This window comes from Candidatus Methylacidiphilales bacterium, assembly GCA_028713655.1.
Lineage (GTDB): Bacteria > Verrucomicrobiota > Verrucomicrobiia > Methylacidiphilales > JAAUTS01 > JAQTNW01.
This window is the reverse complement of sequence record JAQTNW010000003.1, coordinates 67248-92846: the sequence shown is the minus strand read 5'-3', so window position 1 is coordinate 92846 and position 25599 is coordinate 67248. Positions and strand designations below refer to the sequence as shown.

At 52.5% G+C, this 25599-nt stretch carries 29 protein-coding genes and 1 tRNA gene; 5 read left to right on the top strand and 25 right to left on the bottom strand.

Annotated features, from left to right (window positions below):
• Positions 1-10: 10 nt before the first annotated feature.
• The 21 genes from PHD76_01830 to PHD76_01730 all read right to left on the bottom strand — a co-directional run bounded on the left by PHD76_01830 (position 11) and on the right by PHD76_01730 (position 15341).
• Positions 11-1666 carry a hypothetical protein gene (locus PHD76_01830; protein MDD5260565.1) on the bottom strand — a complete coding sequence of 552 codons (1656 nt, stop codon included), beginning with the start codon at positions 1664-1666 and terminating at the stop codon, positions 11-13.
• Between the two features lie 2 nt (positions 1667-1668).
• Positions 1669-3597, bottom strand: coding sequence for a hypothetical protein (locus PHD76_01825; protein MDD5260564.1), 1929 nt, complete (start codon positions 3595-3597; stop codon positions 1669-1671).
• Positions 3598-3843: 246 nt separating this feature from the next.
• Positions 3844-4380: a glycosyltransferase family 2 protein gene (locus tag PHD76_01820; GenBank protein MDD5260563.1), complete on the bottom strand. Its 537-nt coding sequence runs from the start codon at positions 4378-4380 to the stop codon at positions 3844-3846.
• A gap of 7 nt (positions 4381-4387) precedes the next feature.
• A complete protein-coding gene (locus PHD76_01815) occupies positions 4388-4789 on the bottom strand; it encodes a PIN domain-containing protein (GenBank protein MDD5260562.1) in 402 nt (133 codons plus the stop codon).
• Complete coding sequence (locus PHD76_01810; GenBank protein MDD5260561.1) at positions 4786-5028, bottom strand: hypothetical protein; 243 nt, start codon at positions 5026-5028, stop codon at positions 4786-4788. The genes PHD76_01815 and PHD76_01810 overlap by 4 nt, the downstream gene beginning before the upstream one ends.
• A gap of 171 nt (positions 5029-5199) precedes the next feature.
• Positions 5200-6345, bottom strand: coding sequence for an NAD-dependent epimerase/dehydratase family protein (locus tag PHD76_01805; GenBank protein MDD5260560.1), 1146 nt, complete (start codon positions 6343-6345; stop codon positions 5200-5202).
• 34 nt (positions 6346-6379) lie between these two features.
• Positions 6380-6742, bottom strand: coding sequence for a four helix bundle protein (locus PHD76_01800; GenBank protein MDD5260559.1), 363 nt, complete (start codon positions 6740-6742; stop codon positions 6380-6382).
• Positions 6743-6783: 41 nt separating this feature from the next.
• Positions 6784-7839: an NAD-dependent epimerase/dehydratase family protein gene (locus PHD76_01795; GenBank protein ID MDD5260558.1), complete on the bottom strand. Its 1056-nt coding sequence runs from the start codon at positions 7837-7839 to the stop codon at positions 6784-6786.
• A gap of 38 nt (positions 7840-7877) precedes the next feature.
• Positions 7878-8207: a hypothetical protein gene (locus PHD76_01790; protein ID MDD5260557.1), complete on the bottom strand. Its 330-nt coding sequence runs from the start codon at positions 8205-8207 to the stop codon at positions 7878-7880.
• The gene (locus PHD76_01785; protein ID MDD5260556.1) at positions 8180-8545 is read right to left on the bottom strand and encodes a hypothetical protein; all 366 of its coding nucleotides are present in this window, start codon (positions 8543-8545) and stop codon (positions 8180-8182) included. Before PHD76_01785 ends, PHD76_01790 begins: the two co-directional genes overlap by 28 nt.
• A 128-nt stretch (positions 8546-8673) precedes the next feature.
• Positions 8674-9426, bottom strand: coding sequence for a glycosyltransferase family 2 protein (locus tag PHD76_01780; protein ID MDD5260555.1), 753 nt, complete (start codon positions 9424-9426; stop codon positions 8674-8676).
• A gap of 173 nt (positions 9427-9599) precedes the next feature.
• Entirely contained in the window at positions 9600-10328 is a 729-nt protein-coding gene (locus tag PHD76_01775; GenBank protein MDD5260554.1) for a ubiquinone/menaquinone biosynthesis methyltransferase, read from the bottom strand.
• Positions 10325-10486 carry a hypothetical protein gene (locus PHD76_01770; protein ID MDD5260553.1) on the bottom strand — a complete coding sequence of 54 codons (162 nt, stop codon included), beginning with the start codon at positions 10484-10486 and terminating at the stop codon, positions 10325-10327. Before PHD76_01770 ends, PHD76_01775 begins: the two co-directional genes overlap by 4 nt.
• Positions 10487-10553: 67 nt before the next feature.
• The gene (locus PHD76_01765) at positions 10554-10709 is read right to left on the bottom strand and encodes a hypothetical protein (GenBank protein MDD5260552.1); all 156 of its coding nucleotides are present in this window, start codon (positions 10707-10709) and stop codon (positions 10554-10556) included.
• Between the two features lie 622 nt (positions 10710-11331).
• Positions 11332-11658: a type II toxin-antitoxin system PemK/MazF family toxin gene (locus PHD76_01760; GenBank protein ID MDD5260551.1), complete on the bottom strand. Its 327-nt coding sequence runs from the start codon at positions 11656-11658 to the stop codon at positions 11332-11334.
• The gene (locus PHD76_01755) at positions 11655-11927 is read right to left on the bottom strand and encodes a hypothetical protein (GenBank protein ID MDD5260550.1); all 273 of its coding nucleotides are present in this window, start codon (positions 11925-11927) and stop codon (positions 11655-11657) included. The genes PHD76_01760 and PHD76_01755 overlap by 4 nt, the downstream gene beginning before the upstream one ends.
• Before the next feature lie 331 nt (positions 11928-12258).
• Entirely contained in the window at positions 12259-13080 is an 822-nt protein-coding gene (locus PHD76_01750) for a hypothetical protein (protein ID MDD5260549.1), read from the bottom strand.
• A 192-nt stretch (positions 13081-13272) separates the two neighbouring features.
• Positions 13273-13602, bottom strand: coding sequence for a DMT family protein (locus PHD76_01745; GenBank protein ID MDD5260548.1), 330 nt, complete (start codon positions 13600-13602; stop codon positions 13273-13275).
• A gap of 356 nt (positions 13603-13958) precedes the next feature.
• Complete coding sequence (locus tag PHD76_01740; protein ID MDD5260547.1) at positions 13959-14447, bottom strand: glutathione peroxidase; 489 nt, start codon at positions 14445-14447, stop codon at positions 13959-13961.
• Between the two features lie 269 nt (positions 14448-14716).
• On the bottom strand, positions 14717-14998 hold the full coding sequence (locus PHD76_01735; GenBank protein MDD5260546.1) for a hypothetical protein: 282 nt from the start codon (positions 14996-14998) through the stop codon (positions 14717-14719).
• Positions 14999-15005: 7 nt separating this feature from the next.
• Entirely contained in the window at positions 15006-15341 is a 336-nt protein-coding gene (locus PHD76_01730; GenBank protein MDD5260545.1) for a hypothetical protein, read from the bottom strand.
• Positions 15342-15826: 485 nt separating this feature from the next.
• On the opposite strand from PHD76_01730, the gene PHD76_01725 reads away from it, so the two are divergent.
• The 5 genes from PHD76_01725 (at position 15827) to PHD76_01705 (ending at position 20037) form a co-directional block, all read left to right on the top strand.
• Entirely contained in the window at positions 15827-16036 is a 210-nt protein-coding gene (locus PHD76_01725) for a DUF2283 domain-containing protein (GenBank protein ID MDD5260544.1), read from the top strand.
• Positions 16037-16114: 78 nt separating this feature from the next.
• A tRNA-Gly gene (locus PHD76_01720) sits at positions 16115-16188 on the top strand.
• Positions 16189-16685: 497 nt separating this feature from the next.
• On the top strand, positions 16686-17696 hold the full coding sequence (locus tag PHD76_01715) for a UbiA family prenyltransferase (GenBank protein MDD5260543.1): 1011 nt from the start codon (positions 16686-16688) through the stop codon (positions 17694-17696).
• A 13-nt stretch (positions 17697-17709) separates the two neighbouring features.
• Positions 17710-18735 (top strand): hypothetical protein, encoded by a 1026-nt coding sequence (locus PHD76_01710; protein ID MDD5260542.1) that lies wholly within the window; start codon positions 17710-17712, stop codon positions 18733-18735.
• Between the two features lie 111 nt (positions 18736-18846).
• The gene (locus tag PHD76_01705) at positions 18847-20037 is read left to right on the top strand and encodes a glycosyltransferase family 4 protein (GenBank protein ID MDD5260541.1); all 1191 of its coding nucleotides are present in this window, start codon (positions 18847-18849) and stop codon (positions 20035-20037) included.
• A 45-nt stretch (positions 20038-20082) separates the two neighbouring features.
• Here the strand turns inward: PHD76_01705 and PHD76_01700 are convergent, their stop codons facing one another.
• From PHD76_01700 to PHD76_01685, 4 genes are all read right to left on the bottom strand, one after another.
• A complete protein-coding gene (locus tag PHD76_01700; protein MDD5260540.1) occupies positions 20083-20718 on the bottom strand; it encodes a hypothetical protein in 636 nt (211 codons plus the stop codon).
• A 284-nt stretch (positions 20719-21002) separates the two neighbouring features.
• Positions 21003-22736 carry a hypothetical protein gene (locus PHD76_01695; protein MDD5260539.1) on the bottom strand — a complete coding sequence of 578 codons (1734 nt, stop codon included), beginning with the start codon at positions 22734-22736 and terminating at the stop codon, positions 21003-21005.
• A gap of 44 nt (positions 22737-22780) precedes the next feature.
• Entirely contained in the window at positions 22781-23671 is an 891-nt protein-coding gene (locus PHD76_01690) for a PEP-CTERM sorting domain-containing protein (protein ID MDD5260538.1), read from the bottom strand.
• 762 nt (positions 23672-24433) lie between these two features.
• Positions 24434-25336 carry a tetratricopeptide repeat protein gene (locus tag PHD76_01685; protein ID MDD5260537.1) on the bottom strand — a complete coding sequence of 301 codons (903 nt, stop codon included), beginning with the start codon at positions 25334-25336 and terminating at the stop codon, positions 24434-24436.
• Positions 25337-25599 lie beyond the last annotated feature (263 nt).

Sequence of the window (25599 nt, the reverse complement as noted above, 5' to 3'; positions counted from 1 at the left end):
TGATTCAAAGTTAGGGTTGGTTTTCTTGACGCAAGCTGTAAAGTTGGATGTCCAGTTTTCGAGCTTCTTCGAATGCACCCGTTACTGCGTCCGGCGTTTTTCGATTCAACAGGCGCCAGTAAAAAGTTCTAAGCTGTCCGGCGAAACCTCCGGATTCCCGGCCCACTTCCAAGGTCACATGTTCGGATTGGCCGGAAAGTTGTATTTTTTTGTACAGCTTTTCATCAATGGGCTGTTCGGGATCAAAGATATAAATCATATGTGGCATATGCGCTCCAAACCTTGCGGTTATCCGTGATACATCATCCGATGTCTGTATTTCTGTAAAAAAAAGCCGGTCTGCCGCCATCGCGGCGTAAATACGTCCTCCTACATCCCAACCTTCGAATGGAAAAATTTGATCTCGAAAATTGCTCAAGACCAGATCTTTGGGGTCCGCCACCCGGCGCACCAAACCACCCAAAAGTAGTGAGGTTTTGGAAACTACTGGAATTGCACTTTGCAATTGGACGTAAAAAATTCCGGGCAAAGCCAGGAGCAATACGCCGTAACGCCAAAAATCACCCCGAATTCGCTCCAAAACTTGCGCCCAAAGAAATACCAAAGGGAAAATCAAATAGCCATACATGGACCTTTCCCGGTAAAAAAAGCGGAGCAGGACCAATGCCATCACAATCCAACATCCCAGGTAGAGCCAAATCCATGCCGTGTCTTGGAGACGGATCCGGAACCGCACCTGCAGCCAAAGCGCCGGTAGAACGCCCAGCAAAAGTGCCGGCCCAACCAAAGTCACAACTTTAATCATAATGGAAGCAACCATACGGGCTGGGGACACTTCGCTCAGAGCCAGTCCCGCCTGGCCTTGCGCATACCCCAGCAATAAAGACCAGTCCGGCGTGTAGTAAGCAATTTGTGCGACAAAAATAAGGCCGCTGAGCAAGCATCCGGCCGCCACCGCCCATAACGCGTAATATGCGGACTTCTCAAGAGGGGCCTTTGAACTGTTTTGCGACTGAAATAAGATAATGACCATGAAAGCTGGAACCATCGAATACGTCAGCCATGAGATCTGTCCTGCTGCCAACACCACTCCTCCCAAAAGCCAAAAGCCGACAGCCGACCCGCATAAGGCGTAACGGTCACGAGCCCGATGCCATGCCTCCATCCACCAGGGCCACAACATCGAACCTAGAGCAATAATATTTGAATTGATCGAGAAAAAAATAGTTGAAGGCGCTAAAACCATCAAAAGTGATGCGGATGTTGCCGCAGGCAAGCTCACATAACGGCGTATTACATGAAAGGCCAGCAGGCAACTGGCCAGGTTAAACAAAAATATAAAGCCGACAACTCCCCAACCGCCAGCCATGTAATAAATGGCGGTGCAGAACCATAAGATCGGATAAGGATGATTTGCATAATTAAACCGGTAGGGTTCATTCAAAAAGCCGGTTGAATAGTGCCAATCCACCAATGCGCCCATGCGGTTCCAAAATCCATAATCCAACAGCTTGCCCGCTTCCCAAATTTCCCAGAACGACCACGGTACAGCCCTGCTCAGCGGGTAAATCCGAACCAGCCCCCAAGCCAAGGTCAACAGAAGCAACATTACAACTGTAGCCTTATCAAGGGTGATGCCCAAGAAGCGATTTTTTGGTAAATTCATCTTTAGTAGAATGACTTGAAGACATACCACAACTCCGGTGGCCGGGCAGCTTTTAATTCCAACATATATTCCCCAACCAACTTGACTTTATAATCATTTATAAAATTCTTCATGCCGCCGGCGCGGGATTTTAAGATCGTCTCCGGCATCAATACATAAGCTTTCAGTTGTTTTGTGCCTGCTTCGCGAGCATAAAGGTCCCAATTCCAATCGATAACGCGGCGCGCTCCGAAGGGGTGCCAAAGGGAAGTGTCCACATCATCACCATATCCGACGAGGATCAGGTTCTCCACTGAGGCCGGAACCGATGCCAGCACCGGCTCAAAAACTCGCGGTCGCAACCGATAAACTTGATAAACTTTCCACATTCTTTCCACCATCCTGTTCTCAGGCAATTGCTGCCTTAGAAATCGCAGCGTTGAAAGGGCCGGCCAAAGGGGTCTGGCGGGCGTCATAACCACCACAAAAAGCGCGCATCCTTGGGCAAATATAATTGCCGGGCGTACGACGCGAAACGGCAAATCGCTGGAAACAATTGCATAAACAACCAAGCCCAACACCGGGTAATATGGCAAACACAGCCGGGCTGCGACGGTCATGCCCGATTTCGCCATGTATGTTCCCAAGGCTATGGCTCCCGCTGCGAGTAAAATGCCTTGCCAGCGCCAGCCTTTCCATTCCATTTTCTTATAATGCCTGAAAAAGAAAATTAAAACCACCGCCATGAACAACACCAACCCCAATCCCAAACCGGAATTTTCCTCAATCGGAATCTCACCCAGTCCAAGGTCATAATGCATTTCAAAATTCGTCCTTAATTGCTCGAAAAGCTGCAAAGGGAGGATTGATGGAATAATCGCGCCCAGTTTGGCGCCGTACGGAAGCACGGGAGGCATCATGTTTTGCAGAATCAGCAAAATACCGTTTCCAACAATGCCCACCAATGGATTCTTTGCACTGCGCACGGCATTGGGCATCAACACCGTCCCCAGACAATCCCCACAGTAATGCCAGTTTAAAAAAGCCGTAGGCAAGAATGAAACCAGCAAGGTGGGAAATAAGAAAAACAACCTGGCACGAATCGCTGCCAGATGCCTCCATCCGAAACATATAATCACAACCCAGGGGAGCAACAATGGCAGGTTGGTCGCTTTTATTCCGGTGGCCAAAGCCATGGCCGATGACGACCAGAACAAATCCTTAAATTTTCCATGTCGGGTCCAACACAACGCATAAAGCATCGCCGCCATTACAAACGACATGCCCAGCATGTCGTTTCCGATGCTGCCTGCCTGCAAAACGACACCGTACGCCGCCGGGAAAACCCACATGGCCAGCCATGCCTTGCGCGGCCCCGTTCCCAGCAGACGCAACGTGCGAAAAATAATCGAAGGCAATAGCAAATAAGGAATAAAGTTGATTAAAAAAAGCGGGCGATCCGTGTGCCATACGGCAATAAAAGGCGCGGCAAGCCATTCCCATGTTACCCCCTGGAAATTCATACGGGTGTTGCTCGTATCGATCCAGTGCCATTTCCCCTCCCAGAGCCAGTTCAAGACGCGAGGAATACGGTATGTCAGCCCATCATAATTGCTGGGTGCGTATAAAATACCCCCCAGAAAAATCAAAATGGCAATTAACAGCCAGAGCCTTGGTAAAAGCCTTCGAAAACGCCTTATACGCCAATGTTCCACAACAGATACTCGCCATAAATGCAACCGGTGCCAATAAACTACAACCAAACCAAGCACGGTGGCGGAAATCCAATATCCCACAGCATTAAGCTGTGAAAGCAATGAAAGAATCCAGCCCGACAAAACCAGCCACACTGCCACGGCTATACAAACCGCGGTCAAGTCTATGGGTTTGTACTTTGTTTCGTTATTATCGTAATTCGGCGTCATAAATTCATCATTAAGATTGCGAATCAAACTTTAGCGCCTTCCTGACCTGCGATAACGGAGAAAAGGAAAAGGGGTCTGTCAACCATTCCTGACATCCGACCGAGCCAGCCACTAAAACCATGAACATTCTCTTGTTCTACAAGAGGATGTTGGCGGTTCAAGCGGTCATTCCTCAACGATATTTACAGGAAATGACAACCCTGTCTATCCTCCTTCATCCTTCAATCTTGCCTGTCCACTTCCGATAGGCCTTGAACACATTGGTCGTGTCATTCAAACGAATGGCAAAAAGGATGCGGACAAACTGGTTGGCCATGCGGTTGAGCATATACTTGACCCACGGATAATCGATGACGCCCCGCCTTTCATGAAGCGGCTGCCGAACACATAGTCATAGTCCTCGTTGAGTTTTTGCCAATAGCGGACGACATCCCGGCAATCGTCCGACTCATCCGCCATCATGATGACAACCGCATCACCCGTCATGACATCCAAACCCTTTTGGATCGCACAACCAAAACCGTGTCTTCCCTCGTTCTTCACCGCCCTGAGTTCCGGCATCCGGTCCCCGGCCTTTATAAGAATCTCCCAGGTCCGGTCCGAACTGCCGTCGTCCACCACCACAATCTCATGCGGCACCCCATTCAATTTTAGCTCCAGATGCAAATGTTCGACGGTGGATTCAATGCACCCTTCCTCATCCCGGGCCGGAATGACAATACTGAGCATTTGCAGAGGCTTTGGGTCCGGATTTGTTCCAACCCCTGCGCCACGTTCCCGGCTCAGCTCCGCCTGTTGTTCGTTGCTCATTTCCTTTTCAAGTTATCATCAAACGAAACCCGGCCTGGCGGAAGTGTTGATCCAGGGCAAGGGCCGATTTGATTCCACGCCGTTCCATTAACTCAAAACTGGCGCAATCAATCCAGTCCCACTCCTTGTCGGCATATTTGACGCATCGCGCCCAACTCCCATCGATCAAATCCTTATCGAGAGTAAACACCTCAATTTTTGGCGAATGGCGCAGTGCCCCGATCCACTCAACCGCAGCAACCCGGTGAAGGCGTTTGGAAATGAGCGAAAATGCTTCCATGAGCACCGCCTGATGGGTGATGACATAGCGGCTTTTTGTGTAGCACTCCACCACTTTGCCATGAGCTGAATCATCTCCATCCGCAAGGGCGTAAATTGCGCTGGAATCCAGAAAAACGGACTGCCTCACCTGGAAGAGTTCCCATACAGAATTTCTTTGGACCGGCGGGACGTGTCCGAATAACCACTGGCATATTTTGCAACGAGTTTCAGCACCGGATCATTCTCCGTTACAGCTTTGGACTCAGACATTTTTTCGTCCAACAAATCGCGCAACGCGGCTGAAATCGAGGAATTGCGTTCCAGGGCCTTGCGCTTCAAAAACGTATGATGGGCCGGCTGCAACAGCAACTGCGTGCGAAGTTTCATTGCTACATCGTAAACTTACATCATTTAAAGTCAAGCAGGGTTTGGAACGGGGCTGGAAATGACAAGCCTGCCTATCTTTGACTTTCAAGCATACGCGCTGCGGATGATTCCATTATAAGCCTCAAATTTAAGTTTTAAGAAGTCCCGGCCCCTGCCGCCCGTCATTCCTCCTCACGCCCCCGACACCTCCAACCAATCCGGATGCGCTTCGGCGTGCAGGGCAATTTCTTCAAGAATGTCGTGGATGGCTGTTTGAGGTTCCCAGCCCCATTGCCGCCCCGCACGGCTGGAATCCAATACCATCCACGGCAGATCAAACGGCCTCGGTTTCGGATCCGAAGCCACCTGATGAGGGCCGAAGCGTTTTGCGCACCAGTCGCTCAGTTGGCGCAAGGACATGCTGTTCGCACTGCCGCCTGCCAGATGCTGGATCGGACACACCTTCCTGTCCGGTTCCCGCATCTGTCGTATCAGCAGAGGCGCCAGATCCTTCGGGTGCAGACAGTCCCGGACTTGGAAGCCTTCCCCGCCGAAACCGATGTATTTAAGCGGTCTTTTCCGCAGCCATGAGTTGATCCAATAGGCAAAGATCCCCTGGTCCGCCCGGCCAAACTGGCCCGCACCCGCCAGCACACCGCAACGATTGATCCAGACCGGAAATCCAAAGGTTTCGCCATATTCCAAAGCCAGGGATTCCGAGCAAAGCTTGGACACTCCATAAAACGAGAGAGGCGGAGCGGTGCTGAAATCTTCCGTGATACCCTCGACTGTAACATGTGACATGTGACATGTGACTGGTGACAGACATCTTGCTTTCACTTGTAACCTTCCACTCGAAACCTCCATCCGGGGAACAAACGCCCCGTTCCGTTCTTCCACCGGAATGGCACTGAGCGCAGCAATGGAATAAACCCGGCTGGTGCTCAGCAACAAAAAGCCCGCCCGATGGCTTTTGCAGTATTCCAGAAGCCGGATCGTACCGATCAGATTGTGGTCCATGACCTCAAACGAAGAGCTTTTTCCATCCAATCCGGCCAGCACGCTGGGGTTGGCGGCACAGTCAAGCACCCAGTCCACTGCGGGCATTTTCTCCAGGTCCTGCGGATTCCGGACATCACCCACGCGCACCTCACAACCCGCAGCCCGCAGGCGTTCGACATTCCCCGCGCTGCCCTTTCGAATGAGGTTGTCGATGCCATGGATCTTCAGTTCCGGCCAGGCCTTCCGCAACTCCATCGCCAGAGTGCTGCCGACGAAACCGCAGATGCCCGTGATCAGAATGCGGGAGGGTGAAGAGTGGCAGGTTACAGGTAACATGTGATGGGTTGTTTAAAAAGCTTGGAGCAAGGTGCTAGGGGCCAAGAGACCTTGAAAAGGCCGTGATTTTGCGCGACAATTCTTCCAATCGAGGAAGCCAGCGCTGAGCCGCATCTTCGCTCACAGATCCCTGCAAAGACAATATGAGCAGCACATTGGCTGTTTCAAACACGGATCGACGTGAAAAGTTCAGAAATTGCTGAAATTCCCTTTCTGAAGTACTACCTGAGCCTTCGGCAATGTTATTGGAAACACTGAGGACGGCACCTCGTAATTGTTCAGCAAAACGATACAACTTTTTTTTCTCCAATCCATCCGCAAGTTGGAACAAAGGCAGACTCAACTCGGCAGCAAGCTGCCATATTTGCAAAGTTTCAAACCGGAATCTTGCACTCATTTCGTTACTGCTCCATGCCCCACGCTCTCCGCACCGTGCCTCTACTCCACGCACGCAGCATGAATTTCCTCCAGAATCTGCCGCAGTCCATACTTGTAGCGCCACCCGGGATAGTGGGACTGGAATTTGCGCACATCGCTGATCCACCAGATATGATCCCCGATCCGGTTGTCTTCCAAATAGGTCCAGTCCAGTTTTTTTCCGCTGATCTGCTGGCAGAGTTCTATGGCCTCCAGCATGGAACAATTCGAATGCCGGCTCCCGCCCATGTTGTACACCTCCCCGCTCTTGGGCGCTTTAAAAAACCGCCAGAACGCCTCCACCAGGTCGTGGCTGTGGATGTTGTCCCGCACCTGTTTTCCTCCATATCCAAAAACACGATACGGTTTTCCTGAAACCGTACATTTCATGAGATAGGCCAGGAACCCGTGCAGTTCCGTTCCCGCATGCGCCGGTCCAGTCAGACAACCTCCCCGGAAACAGACGGTTTTCATTCCAAAATAGCGGCCATATTCCTGGACCAGAACATCCGCCGCGACCTTGCTCGCGCCAAAGAGGGAATGCTTGGTCTGGTCGATCGACATGCTCTCGTCAATCCCGTGTGCTCCGTAAGGATGGCTCTCATCCAATTCCCAACGTTTTTCTTTTTCCACAAGAGGCAACCGGTTCGGGGTATCGCCATACACCTTGTTCGTGCTCGTGAAAATAAACGGGGCTTCGGGGCAATGTCGGCGGGCCGCTTCGAGAAGATTAAGAGTCCCGATGGCATTGACGCCAAAGTCGGTGTGCGGCTCCTTGGCCGCCCAATCATGGCTTGGCTGGGCCGCCGTATGCACAATCAAGTCCAGACCCCGGCCCAGTTCCTTGAGGAGGGCTTCAACGGCCTCACGGTCGCGGATGTCAATGGTGCGATGCCGGTAGTGTTTGAGCTGTTTTTCCAGCTTTTCGCGCGTGGACGAAGTCGAGGCCCCCTGGCCAAAGAAGTAGGAACGCATGTCATTGTCCATGCCCAGCACTTCAAATCCTTCACCGTGAAAACGCTTGCAGGTTTCCGACCCGATCAAACCGGCCGAACCGGTCACCAAAACAAGAGACATCCTTGAGGACTATCAGAAAAATGGCAGGCTTCAAGACCTCAATAGAAGTCCCCGAAAACAGGCGGGATCTCCCGGGCCAGGGCACGCAAACTCCATTGGCGTGAACGCAGGCTCAGGTCGATTTCCAGATCACTGCCTTTGGCGGAAATGATTTCTTCAATCAATTTCCTGTTTTTTTCAAATCGTTTGGCATGGGGATGCTCCGGGCTTGTCCAATGCGCGAGCAATCTCTTGCGCGCAAGCGGGTTTTTCCATAACAAACGGGCATAGTCATACCGCGCCCTGTCCTGATAGTTCGGATAGGATCCCCAAACTTCAGAGTCCGCAGTCGCAGCCGCTGTCAGGCCATGTTGAGATTTCTCGCCCATTCAGCATGCAGTTTATCACGGGGTTCGCCGCGCTTCAACTTGGGAATCAACAGGTCGGCAACAGCAGGAACGACCACCTTAAGATTTCCATAAATCCTTGTTGTGGCCCGCAACTCCCAATCCGGCGGGAATTCTCCCAGCACCGAACGCGGCATCAGATTCACATGCCACCCGTTTGCCTTTTCAAATTCACTGCCAATCAAAGCTTCGTAGCCAAGGAGCGCCACTTCCTCATCATCTGTTATAGGATCCACATCCATGCTGTTTTCAGGCAGGGGAATATCTTTGCCGGCCTGGAACGCATGCCAAAGAAGGGCACCGGATCCTATCAAAATCATTTTACCGGGCTTTTTGAGGGTCCTTCCCCAACCCTTCAGCCAGTCTTCTATCTGATGAGGGTACTTCAATTCCCGCTTTGGCATGGCAAAACTGTAAACGAAATCGCGGCGGATTTTAAGTCTTATGTTTACCTTAGAATATTATACTTCAAAATGCACCACAGCGCGCGAAACCCGTCGCGCCAGCCGATCTTTTTTCCCTCTTCGTACGTCCGCCCGTAATACGAAACCGGTACCTCGTAAATCCGCAGGCGCGGACGCGCCGACACCACCTTGGCGGTAATCTCGGGCTCAAAACCGAAACGGTCCTCCTCAATCCGGATCTGCTGGATCACCTCGCGGCGAAACACCTTGAAACAGGTTTCCATGTCGGTCAGGTTGAGATTGGTCAGCATGTTCGACACCAGGGTCAGGAACTGGTTGCCCACATAGTGCCAGAAATACAAGACCCGGTGCGCGCCCGCGCCCTGGAATCTTGAGCCAAAAACCACATCAGCCTGGCCCGCTATGATTGGCGCTAGTAGTTTGCTGTACTCGGAAGGATCATATTCCAGGTCGGCATCCTGCACCAGCACCACCGGAGCCAGGGCTTCCTTGAAGCCCGTGCGCAACGCCGCGCCCTTGCCCTGGTTGGTTTCATGCCGGAACAGGCGGATCCGTTTGTCCATCGCAAGCTGCCCCTGAAGCACTTGCCAGGTATCGTCGCCGGAGCCATCATCGACAATCACCAGCTCGGCAACCTCCGGCTGCTCCAGAACACGATGGACGATTTCCGTAACCGTGCTTTCCTCGTTGTAAACCGGCATGACGACCGAAAGGCAGGCCCTGCCGTGTTCTGGAATCTGGCCCGAGGGCATGGAGGAGCGTGTCTTTGTTTCCATAGAATGCTGGGACATGCAGGTTAAGTGCTACATTTCATCCACGCGTTTGGCAATCTCGCGTTTAATAAGCACATTCACCGCAGACGCAGAAAAAGGCCGGAAACTGGATTTAGCCGCAAAAAAGCGCAAAAGACGCAAAAGGTTAGAAGCAGCACATTCTTTCGGCTTAACACTTAAAACTCCTTGTCTTCGAGACAAGGGGATTTTTCCCCTCTGTGGATGGCCACGATGCCCGGAGCCAGTTTGCGCCAGCCCACATCCCGATACCCTTCCGATTCCATTTGAATCCCCAAAGAGCTCGCGGTTGGAAATTTTTGGACGCTGCTGGCCAGGTAATTGTACGCCGCTCCGTTCCGGCTGATCCATCCGGCAAGCACCGGCATGATCCGGCTGAGATAAAAATAATAAACCGGGCGGAACCACGCCGCCGGATCGGTGAACTCCAAAATGAGCAATCTGCCTCCTGGCTTCAATACCCTGCGGATTTCACGCAAGCCCGCCGGATAATCGGCAAAATTGCGGAACCCGAACGCAATCGTCACCGCGTCGAATGTATTTTCCTGAAACGGCATTTTGAGGGCATCCCCGGCCGCCAGGCGGCCGAATCCTTTCCTTCTGGATTGCTCCAGCATGGGCAGGCAAAAATCCAGGCCAATGGTTTTCATCCCCTTCCGCTCCAGCAGCAGTGCCACATCACCGCTGCCGGTGGCGAGGTCCAATACAAGCTCCGGATGCGCCCGTCTCACATCACTGACAAGACAATGCCTCCACCAGAGATCGACCCAGCAACTGAACAGGCGGTTGATGCAATCGTACGGCCCGGATATTTTTCCGAACATCTCGCGCACCCGGCCCGGGTCGCGCGGGGAGTCCGTGGGATTCGTTTCCGGGCAATCAATCACCCTTCCTCACCTTCCAATTCAGCCTCCCGCATGGCCCTTGCTTCTTTCATCGAAAACACACGGTCGCCCCACACTTCCTTCAATTGCGCCATGATATCTGGTTTCGGATGGGCTGTAGGCTGCGCGGCATCGTCATCGTTGGGGAATAAATAAATCATCGTCGAATGGAATTATGGGCTTCTGATATATCATGCCGCTAGGAATTCAGCATTCCGCCCCGCCCCCTCAGCCTTTGGACACGATCAGGGGCAGCCCGAGTCGTTTGTTTTCCGCCGCAACGTTACGGGCGGCGCGAAGCATGGCACGGCGGGCGCGCTTGACGAAAAGCGGCTCCTGGGACACCGCCTTTTTTCGCTGTTTTGGATTCAAGGGCTTGATCATAAACCAATCTGCTTCCTTACTGAGGTTAGATCGTTCCGCCCTGAGGAAGCCAGCAATTTTGGAGGGTTGGCTTCACTGCTCCAAACTGTCCAGCTATCTGCCAAGGGCAGGTAATCTTCCACTGCATGAACGAGGCTGCGCCCGTATCGGCGTCGAATGTCTGCCGCCGGGACGTGGTGCCCGCCCTTTTTGACCCGCTCCTGTACCCGTCGAATGGCCATTTCCGGGGAAGACAGCCAGAGGTTTAAATGGAGGGATGTGCTTGCTTGTCCCGCCATAGTCCGGCTGCCGGACAACGGCGGATCACGTCACAAGTTAGGGCACCCCAGGGCTTGCTTAAGAGGCGGACGGAGCCGCTTTCAGGGTTCGGAACGATTTTTTATTTTACCCAGGGTAGCTCCCGCCTTCGCTAGGCTTCGGCGTCGCAACCCTGGGCTGAAGTACGAAACGCCGTTGGCGTTTTAACTAACATTCTAGATCTCAACATCTTGTCACATCTGTTCATTAGGAGGCCCAATCCCCTCTATCAAGAGGGGCAGAAAGCGAAGCGCTTCGGGGTGTGCTGCCTCTCCTCTATTAAGGGGTGGATCGCCATCTGCCGGACGGGGGCCTCGAATCCCTGCTAATCTCTTAAGTAAGCCTCAAGCGCCTCTTCCACGTCGTTCAGAAAATCCTCCTGCACATCGCCCGCGATTTGTTCCAATCGGGTTTTGCTCACCTGTCGGATGCCGGGCAGCACCAGAAAACCGGGCTTCATGCCCGCAATCCGGGGCATGGCCAGCCGCAACGGCCAGATGATTCCAGGCTTGGTGGAAATGGGAATGACAACAACCGAAGCCAATGCCTCGTTGGCTTCCGTGTTGGAAATGACAAGGCCCGGCCGTGTCTTGCCGAATTCCGGTGGCGTTGCGTCCTTCAGATTGACCCAGACGATGCTGCCGCGCGTCATTTACGGGAAGTCTGTTTGCTTGATTTTGGAGGGGAGGCCAAGTCCGCGCTTTCCCACGCGTCCAGCTCCGCGCGTTCCTCGGGATTCCCCGCGAGAAAATCCCGGTACGTGCGCGCCGCCTGTTTCAGGCGACGCCGTTTCACGTCGCGATACACCACGTCCCTCACATAGGAGGTGAGGGTCTGGCCCGGCTCCAATACCGCCGCCGCATCACGGACAACCGAAGACTCCAGCTTGACGGTGGTATCCGAATATTTGTATTTCTCCATACTTCAATGGTATATTTTTACATACTTTTGTCAAACTATTTTAAAACTTGCCTGCCCACCATCGTCCGGCAACCAACGCGCGAAGGCAGGAAACTTCAATACACAATACATTTTGGGACAGGATCAACAGGATTTACAGGATCGGGAACTTGCCGCAACTTCCGATATGCATCGCGAGTGAACTCCGACATTCGTCGCGAGCGGAAAGACATCCGTCAAAGGACGGATTCATCCGGAATGTGAACACGCAAAGACATATTTTTAACCGCAGCCTGCCTTGATGCCTATCGGGGATGGAAGCTGCTTAAAACTTAAAACCTTAAACTTGAATTCAGCCCCGGATGAGCTCAACCAGCACCTGCCAGGAAATGAAAAAAGTTCCGCGCCAACTGTAGGCAACCTCGTCCTCGGAATTTTTGAATTGTTGCAAAAGACCGATATTCAAATTGTGCTGGATGGTCGCCTTGAACAGGTCGTCGAAAAAATGCCCCGCTTCCTGCACCGGCGCGTCAGGCGACGGCACGACTTCGTTGATTTTCAAAAATTCGCGGTGCTGGGCCAGCAATTCCTCCGCCGAACGGGCGTCCAGGCAACGGTAAATTTTAAAGTGAGGCGGCATTTTCAAGCCGTACGCCAACGGATAATCCCAGGTCATCCAAATGGCCCCCTCGGCGCCCGGCGTGAGGATCATCGCATAATACAGGCTCATGGGCCCCTGATGCACAATGGCGATCGCCGCATACAAAAGCTCGCTTCGATGCCGGAACAGGCGAAAGCCCTGCTCAATGGGGGACGGTTCCAGCCGGTAGTCCGCATCCATGACAAAATCGACGTTGCGCAAATCGGTTGTCAGGGAACCCAGGTCTTCAAATTCCACGGGGTCGAGGCGGCCGGGATTCAACTGGCGCTGGCGCGAAAAGCGCAATTTCCTGGAAAAATACATGGCCTGGCCCACGGGCACAATAAACCACGCCGCCACGGCGCCGAGCATGAGAGCGATACTGTGGGTCAGGAACCAGACTCCCATGCCGATGCTGGCAAAGATCAGCCACAGACCCGTTCGACGCACCCAGTTCCGTTCCGATTGGAAACAGGCCAGCGCGAGTAGGACAAGCCCGCTGCAAAACAATAAATCATAGACCCATGTACCCATAAAAGAAAAACCATAGCACGGATTTTTGGCCCCGGAAAGACTTCTTAGCCTGCTTATTTCACACCCGTCATGAAAAATCTCTCCATTCAGGCGGTTTTGCTTATAACCCGGATGTCCTTGCACTCCTGTTTCTGCCCCGCTTTGGGGCCTGGAAACTTTGTAGGGGTTTTCTGAAGCTGTGAAACATCCGGGTTAGGCCCGGAACATGAAATAAACCGCACCGAGAAGACAGAGCCCTGCCCAGAGATAATCCCATTTCAACGGTTGATTCACGTAGTACATCGAAAATGGGACAAAGACGCTGAGTGTGACCACTTCCTGGATGATTTTCAATTGCGGCAGGCTGTAGGTGGTGTAACCAATCCGATTGGCCGGCACCTGGAAAATGTATTCAAAGAACGCAATTCCCCAACACAGCGCTGCCGCAATGTACCAGGGTTTGGAGGAAAAGTTTTTCAGGTGCCCGTACCACGCGAAGGTCATAAAGACGTTCGAGCAAATCAGGAGAAAAATGGCGCTCATTCCAGCTCTCATAATCAAAAAACTCTGCCGTCCGGTTTGTTAAATTCAGCACTTTCAGCGCAGTTCCTCGCACAAAGCCACCAAGAAAAAACCCTTTTAACCGCAGATCGCGCAGATAAACGCAAATGCCCGTTTCGCGCCAAGTACGCAAAGCCCGCAAAAAAATGCAAAACGCATTTTGAGGGGTTAAAGCAACCAACACACAATCCATTCTGTCCCAAATGTTTTAAACCTCAATTCTCTGCGCTCTCCGCGCCTCTGTGCGAGTATTTTTCTTATCTGTGTAAATCCGTGTTTATCCGTGGTTCAAAAACTGCCCCTTTGCGACTTTGAGAGCTTGGCGCGAAACCAATGCTTCACTTCAGAGCAGCCTCAATGGCCGCGCGCAATTTCGCGTCTTCAGGTGTCACGGGACTCGGGTAGGAAGACAGGACATGCCCTTCCTTATCGATGAGATACTTGGTGAAGTTCCATTTCGGCGCGGGCTGGGTAGCGGTCAAAAATTGGTAAACCGGGCTCTGGCCATCGCCCTTGGTTTTTACCTTTTCAAACATCGGGAAGGTGACGTTGAATTTGCTGGTGCAAAACTGGCGGATTTCCGCAGGTGACCCGGGCTCCTGCCCTCCAAAATCGTTTGAAGGAAAGGCCAGGAGGACGAATCCCTTGTCCTTGTAGTCGTTGTAAAGTTTTTCCAATCCGGTGTATTGCTTGGTAAAGCCGCATTTGGAGGCGACATTGACCACCAAGGCCACTTTGCCTTTGTAGTCGGCCAGATTTTTCGTTTCGCCTTCGAGGGTTTTGACCTGAAGGTCATAGAGGGATTGGGTTTGGGCCATATTGTTCATAGTGGTAATGGATAAGAAAAATAAGAATGCCGGGATTGCTTTCATGGAGCAAAACATGGCACAGGCCCCGGAGTTGTCAAAAGCCGGGAAAAAGTCAAAAACCGGATTTGGCCGCGAAAAAGCGCAAAAATCTCAAAAACGGATCGTTTTTTATAAAGAGATCTTGGAGTTTGTTTGAGAGTTCCAAAATCTTCCCGAACCTTGGCGAGCTTTGCGTACTGGCGCGAAACAGGTTTTCTTATCCAATCTCTACGCGGGTTGCGGCTGCTTTATTCACCCGCTCTGGCTAGGGCCCGGCGTCTATGGATGATATAAAGGCCAAGCAACGTCACGCCCGCCATCTGGCCGAATGTGACGGCGGACAATCGCCAGCGATACAACACATTGATCTGTCTCTGCCTTTCCAACTCCATCTGGTTTTCCGGCGTCGGATTCCTGAACTGGGCGGTGAGCGCCCGTTCGAAATCCGCTCTGCACACAACTGAGCTCTGTCCAAGCAGAATGGCAATCAAAAGCTCAAGCGACAATAAAATGACCAGCCATTTTTTCATAGCGCGTTCATTCGGGGGCGTTGTGGTGCTCCAGCGAAATTCCAAAGTCGGCAAGCATTTTCAAAAATGCCGCTTCCAATCTGAACACCGGATCATCCCCGGCAGTTTCGATGAACAGCGCAAGCTGTGCATCAGTGCTGTGCAACTGAGACAACAACGGCGCGTGGGCTTTTAGAATCTCGCTAACGCGTGAATACCAAGACGCAATATCACCCTTATCCGCGTTCGGCAGCTCCAGCACCCAGAAATCCAGCTTCTCATTCGGACGCTCAAAAGGTGCCGGTGGCTCTCCGGTCACGCGATCAATTCGCAGCAGTGAATGATGGATGCCTGGGGATGTCATAAAGCGCGTGTCATAATATCAGCATGTTAGAGGGACTGCGAGCGAAAACCGCCTGAACCCAGCCTCACTCAATCCCAACGGAATTGGGTCCGTCAGCCCAGGGTTGCATCGAAGCAAGCTGGACGACTTGGCGTATGCGCCCTACTGTTTGATTCTGGAAGAAAGCAAAATCATGGAAGCCAAAGGCAAATGAGAACCTTGCAAGATTGCTTCGGACACCAAGTCCGGCTGACGGATGAACGATTGGCCCACATTATTGAGCATTCCGAAATGAAACACATGGCCGGGGAGATCGAACAGGTGTTGTGACAGCCCCAATTGGTACGACGCTCACGTTCGGACGCAGCGGTACGGTTGTTTTATGAATTTTACACACAAACAATTGTGGATGGTAAATGGCTGTGTGTTGTGGTTAAATATGAGGGTAATGATGCGTTTGTGGTCACGGCCTATCTGACCGACAAACCGAAAGCTGGAGAAAACTTATGGCCGATAAGGTGAAAATTTGGTTCGATGCGGAAGCGGATTTCCTGGAAGTTCGTTTCTCCGACGCTGCTGGTTACGAAAAAGAGACCAAGCACGACGCCGTCATGGAGCGTGTGGATGCGCAGGGTCGTGTTATCGGCTTCAGCATCATGGGCGTAAGCCGCTTCAAAAAAGACAAACCTCTGGAAACAGACCTCATCACGGCTTGAGTTTCATCTCCCGTAATCCCTCCATGATTTTTCATTGCCTGGGGCCGGGAGTGGCTTTAGGATTTCCAACCAATCCTGGCGGCGGTCGTTTAATGGTAGGACTCTAGCCTTCCAAGCTAGAAGCGAGGGTTCGATTCCCTCTCGCCGCACCAGTTTACTGGTGCCTTTTGACTCCATCGAACCCGAGCGCAGCGATACTGCTTGTCACGAAGTGACTTTCCAGCAAAGCGTTTTGCCGCAGGCCAACCCGCAGATTGTCCGGAGAGCCGGACAATAATTCGATTCCCTCCCGCCGCACCAGTTCAACTGGTGCCTTTTGACTCCATCGAACCCGAGCGTAGCGATACTGCTTGTCACGAAGTGACTTTCCAGCAAAGCGTTTTGCCGCAGGCCAGCCCGCAGATTGTCCGGAGAGCCGGACAATAATTCGATTCCCTCCCGTCGCACTCCCTCGGTGTGTCTTGAGACACCATCGAACCCGAGCGATCTAAGAAGCGAGACTGCTCATCGCGAAGCGATAATTAAGCAACGTGTTCCAAAAAGCGGGGGGCATTTCAACTATTGGGTTGTGTCAGGTCGAGAAAACGCTACTTGATCGGGGGTGGCATCGATTCGACAGCTATTTTCCCGAAAAGGCTTCTTCAGGAAAGTGAGCAAGCTCTTTCGCGTACGCGATTGGTGGGAGCACAAAATTGCCTGTGCCTTGGGTACGGTTTACGGCATTGCGCTTTTACTCGGAATACCTTTGACCACCTTATGGCCATTTCTACCAGCCGTTATTGTCGCGCTGTTTTTTGCCGCAAGCTATGTTTCCGTTCTCAACGATCTGACCGACTGGCCGGAGGATTTGGCTGGCGGCAAAGTTGCGATCGGCACGGAAAGAAATCTGGGGATGCGATTGGGCGCCCTCGGATTTTGCATGGTCGGCGGGTTTTGCGTTTTATTCTGGTTCCGCCACTATCCGCTGACCTGCCTGCTCTATCTTTCCAACTGGATCGTGTTTGCCCTTTATTCGATTCCTCCCGTACGGTTAAAAGCCCGGGGCGCATGGGGGCTGCTTATGGATTCATGCGGCAGCCATGTGATTCCCACGCTTTGGGGATTGACCTTGATTTCAGAGGGCACTGATTTGAGACTGCCTGTCCCCTTTGTGATTTCTTTGGTGTTTTGGGCGATTGCCCTCGGGTTGCGTGGAATTCTCCTTCACCAAATTAGGGATTACGAGAACGATCAGCAGATTGGCGTACGGACTTTCGTCGTGCGGGTGGGTTCCAATTTCGCGAAAGGGCTTGTCGTCTGGTTCCTGTTTCCCATTGAGATCGTCACACTCGTTTTGGTTTTGATTCAAGTGGACTCTCCCTGGGCGTGGCCTTTATTAGGCTTCTATTTTGTGGTCGTCACCGTTCGTTATTTCCATCTGGGAATCAAGATTGCCCTGGTAACTCCTTCACGAGGATTCCATCCGGTTTTCGAGGAATATTATCCTTTCCTTTATCCCGCCACATTTCTGCTGGCTTATACGTCCGCAAGTTCATTGGCATGGCTCATACTCGGTCTTCATTTCCTGCTTTTTCCAAAAAGCATCGATTCTCTTTTTGCCGGGGGTAGGAAATGGTTTATACTGAAGGCCCGCACCCTGTTAAAAACAGAACGTTCTTAAGCAAAAAACTTCCGTGACCCATTCCGATCTCACGCCCGTTCTTGATCGAGCCCTGGAGTTTCTTCGGCAGAGACAACTGCCTTCCGGCGAATTTCCCTGCGCCATCGTTTCGCTTCTGAACAAATTCCCGGCAAGGGTCGATAGTACTCCTTTCGCAACCACCCTGATTGCCTCCAGTCTGGCCTTTAGTGATTCAGCGATTAGTCGAAGCATGATCGCGCGCGCCTGCGTTTTCCTGCGTTCTCAAATCGAACCGTGCGGCGTCTGGCGCTATTGGCCGCGTCCCCATCCCGGCTATAAGGCGGTCCGTCCCGATGTTGATGACACGGCATCTGTCAGCTCGGTCCTTCGGCAAAACAAGGTCGGCTTTCCGAATAATCGGGGACTTCTTTTGGCCAATCGAAGCCGCACGGGCCTTTTTTACACTTGGATCGTTCTTCGTCCGACATTGAGTTTGAACTTTGGTTATTGGTGGGTGGCGCTGGAAAAGATCAGAAGATTTCGTTCCGCTCATAAAATCTGGCAGGGAGAACCCCGGCCGGATGACATCGATGGAATTGTTAACTCCAACGTCATTTCCTACTTGGGGACAGCACCCTACGCCGAGCCGGTATGCGCCTGGCTCATCGAGGTTTTTAGACGGCAGGAGGAAGTAACCTGCGATCGCTGGTATCAGAACCGCTTCGTCTTTTATTATTCGATCGCACGGAATTATCGCGAAGGGTTTTCAGCTTTTTCCGTCATTCGGAAGGAATTGATCGAAAGAATTCTCTCCTACGCGACAGCGGACGGAGCCATCGGTTTCAACGCCATGGATACAGCCCATTCCATTTGCGCTCTCCTTAATTTGGAGGCAGATGTTCCACAGCTTGATGCCGCTGTTGACTATCTTGTCCGGGCGCAGGGACCTGAAGGAGGATGGCCCTATGCCGATTATTATTTTTCCGGATTTTTGCGCACAGTGGCTTGGGGATCGATGGAACTCACCACCGGCTTTTGCGTGCAGGCCCTGTCCCGCTATTTTAAATGGCGAAGGTAAGGAGGGCCCAGGAAATAATTTACGGGCTACAATGCCTATCGCGTTTTATAAGCATCTCGTGTAATGTTATCACCCAATGTCTCCTATATTTGTTTCACTATTTAATAATGTATGCGGATAGGCCTATTCCTAGATCAATGGAGGGACGGCGGGGTTCCGGTTTTCCTTGAGAGACTGGAGCGCCAGCTTACCGACCAGGGACACAAGGTTTTTCTTATTCTGGCCGATCCTTTTCCCAAGCGGGAGATGCTGGCCAGGGAGCTGCATCATGAAATCAAGTCCCGGTTGAAAGAACGCTGTATATCGCTGGACCTCAACAGCTATCCGAAGGAATGGCAAAAATGCCACTTTCGGAACACCATCCTTTCCCTGGATCTGGATTGTCTCCTGATCAATCAATTTTATAACCACCTGTCACTTTTCCGGCAAATCAGCACGGAACTTCCCCTGCTCTCAATTCTTCACACCGATTCCGATTATTATTACTACGAATTTCTACAAATGATGGGCCATTGCAATTCCTACATCGCCGTTTCACGGGAGATCGAGCGTAAATGCCTTGCCTTTTGCAGCCCGGATGACGCCCGGAAGGTGCACTACATTCCCTATGGCATTGTTTCCGAAGGCGATTTTGATCCTGAGCCAGAGGGGGTGATGAAGATCATCTATAGCGCCCGCCTGGACCAACTGCAAAAGCGGTGTCAGGACCTGATTCCGATCTGGAACAGCTATTCCTGGAGCGGAGGCACCGGTACCCTCACCATTTTGGGGGCGGGTCGCGCTGAGAAACTTCTGGTGGAGGGCCTGAGTGAACCGATCGCTGCGGGGCGCGTCGTGATGGGAGGGCATCTGCCCAACAAGGAGGCCTTGGCGGTCATGGCCAAGGGGGACGTGTTGCTGAATATTTCCAATTTCGAGGGTCTGCCCCAAGTGGTGCTGGAAGGAATCAGCCTCGGTCTTTCTCCACTACTATCCGATATTCCCAGCGGACATCGGGAAATTGTCGAAACCTTAAAATGTGGAACGCTATGCCATTTGGGAGATCATGACGCTTTTGCCAATGAACTTATCAAGCTGGAGAAAAACCTTTCGCTTATTCGCTCCCAACGCGCAAGCAACCGGGCCGACACTTTGAAGCGCTACTCGCTGACCGACTGTTGCGAAAGATATTTGAAACTTTTTCGCCAAGCTGCCGCTCTACCCCGGGAAAAACCTGTCTTGCATCGTTACAAATCTTCACTGAAGGAGAGAATACAACAAGCAGGCTTGCGCATTAAATACCAGCGTCATTTTAGATCCTAGCCTCGGCGAAGGAGGTAACGTAGCGATACTGCTTTTCTGCAGAATTTATTGTTTCTGTTGCTGCAGGGCGCGTTGCATCTGGAGGTTCATGTACGCCTGGGAGCCAAACCACAACTGGTAGAGTTGGTCGCTTTTGGATTGGGCATCCTGCCAGCGCTTGACAGAAGCCGGGTTGGACGGGACTTGGTTTGGGTTATTCGAGCCTGCCTGCTGGATAAACTGCTGTTGCAAGTCCTGATATTTGGCCAGTTGCTGCGGGGTGAGATTTGGCGGCGGCGGTTGAAGAATCATCGGGCTCTGCGGGGACTGAATTGCTCTTGGTAAAACACCGGCTCTGGCCCCGTTTGATGCGGCTCCTGTGCCTGTAGGGTTTGAATTCGCCACCGGGGCTCCGTAGGGGCTGGTAAACCCGGAGCGTGGAGCTTGGGCGCCGCTTTCTTGATTTGAAACTGAAATAACGGGTGTTCCATCCGAATACTGCGGGACGGCATCATTGACAGAACCAGCCGGTGTTTCAAAGCCGTCAACGCGATGGGTTGAAGTTGGTGCGGTTCGGTTTCGAGAGACCGGCTGCACGCCCTGGCCAAACTCTTTTCCGGGGTTATCAGACAACAAATAAAAAACCAGGCCCAGGGACGGCAAAACAAGCGCCAGCGAAAGGATTGTATAATTGGATTTCAATCTTGTAACATTATAAGAAAAACGAAGACGAAAACAAAACACTTTTTACAGGAAGGTCGCGAACTCCGACATCCGTCGCGAGCGGGGGGACGCGGATAAACACGGATTTTCAAAAGCTTAAAACTTAAGACTTTAAATCCGCCACCGGACGGATTCGCCGAGCGCGAATTTAAAACTGAAGAGACACACCCCGAAACGAAAAGCCGGTGCGAAGAAGAGAGGAACTTCGCACCGGCCGCCGTTCCGCTTGGCTCAAAGCGGATAGACACTTTCAAACAAACTGTTTAGTTATGCGTGATAACGCCGCCTTCGATGGACTTGCTCACGTTCATGGAACCGAACAAAATGCCCGCCGCTGACGCATCCGTGCTGAAGATTTGAGCGGCAATTTTGTCGCCAACCGTCTTCTGGGCCGCAGAGGCGCCATTCGCGTAGTAAAGGAACTCATACTCCCAGAGCGAGTAAAGGCCTTCCGTGATCGCCGCGTTGTTGAAGGTCACGGAACCATCCGCAGCCTCGGAACCGGTCCAATCCTGCTGGCCATTCCAGGGAATATGATGGGCCGTGTTGGCTCCAGTCGTGGCTTTGCACGCACGGGTGGCGTCGCTACGGCCCAGATAGCCAATCAGCCAGCCGCCGTTTTGAGCCAACGAGCCGTTGAGAGCCGGGGCAGCTCCCACACCTGAATCCGGCGCGCCGAGACTTCCCGGGGTAGCCAGCGCATCAGCCAGATCACCGCCGCCGTTGAATCCGGATTGACCAAGCCCAAATGATTTCGTGAACGGTGAAGGGTAGATGTCTTCCGCCGCCCACTGATCCAGCGTGGCCATATATTTGTCCGCGCCACCGCCTTTGCCGCGATTGGGAAACACCTGGCCCGAGTAGGTTGTGCCGCCAACGAAAGAAGGCTGGTGTTGGGCATTCACGGAACCGAACACACCGACTGTGGTTTCAGCCAGTTCGGAAAGACGAGTGCCTGAGTCGAAGTTGCGTCCCATTGCATAGACGGCAACCGCATCTGCGGAATTTCCCGTGAACTGCGACAAGAAAGCACCGCCGGTAGTCAACAACCCCAGTGCCTGGAGCTGATTGATGGAAGTGATGGGATTGGAACCATTGACCGCTCCGACGTAGGTTGCACTGGAGATGGCCGAGAGGGTGGATGTATTCGCGGATGCAATCGTGATCGTACCACCGAGGGTACCGGTTCCCGTGGCTCCCGTAATCCCCACATTTCTGGCTATGCTTGGGCCACCCAAGACATTGACCGCGCTGATCTGGGCATTGGAAGCCAGAGCGCCGGTCGGCGTGTAGATCGCAGACGTATAGGTAATCGTGCTGCTGGCCGTCGCAGAGGAACACCCGGTAAACTTGACCGGGGCTGTCACGCCGTTGTTCGCCACCCACTCGAACGGAACAATGCCGACCAGGCCGGGAGTTCCTCCTCCAGTGGCGGACGCAGTCAAACCGCTGCTGATGCCAGCGGATGCCGCAAAGGAATCCGACATGGCGATCTGGGCTTTCTCATTATCACCGTCACGTGTGGTGGTAAAATCACTCTTGCCACCGATGATGTTTGCATTTCCGACCGTATTCGACTCGGAAACGCTGTCCAGATTGGCAGTGGACAGATATCCGTTCGACACAATCTGAGTGGTGTCAATTTGGTCGGCCACCGTGATCAGGCCACCCACTGAACCGCTCCATGTGGCTTTCACAATGACGGGATTGCTGGCGCCCGTGATGGTTCCTTCGAGAACCACATAAGTGTCGCCCTGCTCGCCATTCGCAGCCGTCGTGGCATTGTAGGCAGCCTTGAATTTGTTGGCGCTGATGGTTGTTGTACCATCGCTGTAGGTTCCCCCGCCAGGTCCGGCGATCATCAGCTTTTCAATGGCGACGATGGTGGATTTGCGGAACGCTGTCGATCCGGTGATGTGGACAACGGTGGCCGCATGGACCGCCCCGCTGAACGACAGAGCCAGGAAGCCTGCCGCAAAGAATTTGGATAATTTCATATTAGTAATAAGTTTGTGTGGTTTTATGTTGTTTGTATTGAGGTTTAGCAGCTTGAATCAGTCAGTTTTTTCCGGGTATTCTTTCCGGGCATATTACGGCGCAGCACAACGAGGGCCAGGACGCCCCCGACCAGCATGGCGTAGGTGCTCGGCTCGGGAACGGCATCGAACGCGACAGTCCCGTTGCTACCCAATGTCAGGGTACCCAGCAACGAGCCTGGGCCGGAGCCGGTATTGAGCCGGTAGAGATCCAGCACATTGGCGCTGGTATTGCTCACGACAGCTTCCAAGCCGGCCCCGCCCGTACCGCTGTACGTAGAGTAGGCGCTTGTAGCGGTGGTACCACCACCGCCTGGCATTTGATAAGCCCAGCTATTGGTGGTGCTTGTCGATTGGAAGGTTCCAGCCGTATCATTGGCCGTGGCAGACCCCGTGGCATACACTCCGCCTTGTCCTGTACCTGTTGTCATCTTACCCGCCGGCCCGCCTTGAGAAAGCGTGCTCGCTCTGTTCCATGGAGTTGATTGGGTGCCATTGCTCGGCTCAGCCGCACTGACGAACAGGGTGTTAGCGGTGCTTGTGCCATTGCCAATGCTCTTTTGTGTTCCCGCAACACCCCAGAGGAGGCCGGTGGTGGTGTTGGTGTACCAGTCGGAACCGTATTGGGCCGACAAGTCGGCCGCGACTCCGGAACCGTTGGTGATGCCGCCGATGGATATGTTCACGGGGCTGCCCGTGACATAAACGCCGCCGGCGGTGAACTGGGTGAAGACACCGAGGTCGATGACGTAGTCGGTTGTCACCGACGAACCGCCCGTTGCGCGGAAGCCGAGCAACAGATCGCCGTCGCTGTAGGTCAACGCCTTGGCAGGCATTGAGGTAAACGCCATTCCGGCCAGGGCCAGAAGCGTCATTTTGATAAGATGTTTTTTCATTTAGTGGTTTTTCCTAAGTTATGTGTTCGTTTGGTTTTCTGTTCCTTGTTTGTCGTTTGAGTTGTTTATTGAGGTTGAGGTTTCGGTTCAAAGGTCTTTCAAAGCGCAAGCACGCTAAGATTTCCAAGTCTCAGACCGGTGATGATTCTGTTACAATTGTGCGGAGTTGATTTTTCTTGGGAGTAACTGGAATTGGGCCTGATAACTTACCATATACTTCTTAATGAATGAGTTATGTAAGATGGCGGGAAGGTGGGTTTTTACTGTTTTTTATCGTATGTGTCGATTTCGTCACAAAACAGAAAAAGCCCACGCAGAACCACGACTTTAAAGGAAATGATACTGCTTTTAGCCCGGATTATAGAAACAAGCAGCCAGCACATTTTCTCGCGCAGACGCGGAGGCGCAGAGGAATACATTTTGGGGGTTGAAACCAAAAACCAGCACAGGGTCTCACACGAAGGCACGAAGGTCGTGGAAGAAGGGATGATTGATGAAGGCGGAAGAGAACACATGGATCGACCACGTCGAGGACTCCTCGTGATGACGAGTCCACGCGACCGCGTCATTGCGAGGAGCGTAGCGACGCGGCAATCCAGAGCACATTTTTCGCGCCAAGATCGCCACGCACGCCAAGGTAGGCAAAAAGAAAAGCATCTTTTGAACCACGGATAACACCGATAAATACGGATGGGAAACAGGGATTAAAACCGGCACACCCTTATCCACAGATTACGCGGATGAGCGCAGATAGTGGGGGGCTTAAAACTTTTTTTGCTGCCGCTGTTTCGCCTGGTATTCCGCCGCCAGCAGCCTGGCTTCTTCATACTGCGCAGGATTGATCTTCTTTGTGCCCATCAGAAGTTGCAGTTCCTTTTGCGCGGCAATTTCTCCCTGGTTGGCGCTGAGGATAAGCCACATGCATGCTGTTTTGTAATCGCCGGCGGATTCAAACATGCGTCCGAAGTTCATCTGGCCACGGGGTTCGCCCTGCCCGGCCGCTTTCTGAAACCACAAATTCGCTTCGTGTAGATCCTTTCCAACTCCCATGCCATTTTCAAGCAGTACACCGAACGTGTTCTGCGCGGAAGCATTCCCCTGCTCAGCTGCTTTGCGCAGCCATGTGGCGGCTTCGGCATCGTTCTTTTCCACTCCATTGCCGCCTTTGACATACATATCACCAAGGCGGGCCTGGGCATCCGGCTGTCCCGCTTCGGCTGCTTTGCGGAACCAGAGCAGCGCTTCTTTGTCATCCTGTGCCGTACCCTGGCCATGGGCGGTCATCCATGCAATGTCATACATGGCAACGGTATCGCCCTTTTCCGCGGCCTGGCGGAACCATTTTAACGCTTCGGCCTCATCTTTTTTTACAATGATCCCCTGGGCATAAAGGCCGCCGATGTTGGTCAGGGCCTTGACGTTTCCCTGCCTGGCGGCCAGGAGGTAAAAGTCCAGCGCTTTGGAATAGTCCCGTGGCACGCCTTCTCCCTTGAAGTAAGCGCGGCCAAGTTCAAATTGGGCCTCGGCAACGCCTTTTTCAGCATCGGCTTTGATCTGTTCCAAGCTCCGTTTTTTTGCGCAGCCCATGGAAAGAAAAATGGATGCCGCAAGAAGGCAGGCGCAAATATTTTTCAGATTATTTGCAGTGTAATGATTTGAGTTCATAACGGGCAGAAATTTAGAGGCTAAGATTTGTCAATGATGTGAACCTTGTGTGGCAAATGTGTAACGGATTTAAGCAAACACCGTTCACCGCAGGCGCAAGAACGCAGAGGAAATGCAGGTTGAACCACGGATGGACGCCGATACACACTGATTTTGAGAAGCTTAAAACTTAAGACTTAACATTACAGGAAGATCGCGAAGGAACGCAAAGAGGACAAATGGGAAGGTCCAAAACCATTCTCGCGCCAAGGTCGCCACGCACG